General features: G+C 45.1%; 1 pseudogene. It reads right to left on the bottom strand.

Annotated features, from left to right (window positions below):
• A pseudogene (locus BU804_RS10955) lies at positions 1-625 on the bottom strand (IS5 family transposase); the annotation flags it as partial.
• Positions 626-627: the final 2 nt, after the last annotated feature.

Here is a 627-nt window from a genome sequence, read left to right as displayed (position 1 = left end):
AATGCATTTTCCACCAAATGCCTTAACTTATAGAGATCTTTATCGTATTCTCGACCAGTTATGCGATTCTTTCGTGGAGGAATCACCACTTGCATTCCCTGACTTATAGCTTGCTCAACGATTGCGTCGCTATCATATCCTTTGTCTGCCAGTAACCACTCAGCTGTAAGACCAGCGATCAAATTCCTTGCTTGAGTACAATCTGCTGTTGTGCCTTCTGTAATAATGACCCTGATCGGCAGACCATGCGCATCCACGGCAAGATGCAATTTTGTATTGAGCCCCCTTTTGTACGACTCATGCTCTGATTACCGCCTTTAGCTCCCGCTCCATGAGGATGCACTTTACAATGCGAAGCATCTATCACAAGCCATTCATAATCTGGATCGTCAATCAGTACCTCAAGCAACCTTTCCCAGACTCTCTGATTGCGCCATCGGATAAATCGCCGATGAGTATTGCTCCAACCACCGTAATCTGGAGGCAAATCCCTCCATGGAGCTCCCGTTCTTAATATCCAAAATACTGCATTGATAAAAGTCCTATTATCTCTTGCTATACCACCCCAAGCCCCTCTTCTTCCTGGCAAATGAGGTCCCAGTAAATTCCAAACTCTGTCGGATATAT

Origin of the sequence: Candidatus Protochlamydia sp. W-9 (genome assembly GCF_001950615.1) — a bacterium.
Classification (GTDB): Bacteria; Chlamydiota; Chlamydiia; order Chlamydiales; family Parachlamydiaceae; genus Protochlamydia; species Protochlamydia amoebophila.
Note: the sequence above shows the minus strand (reverse complement) of the source record. Positions and strands in the feature narration are given on the sequence as shown.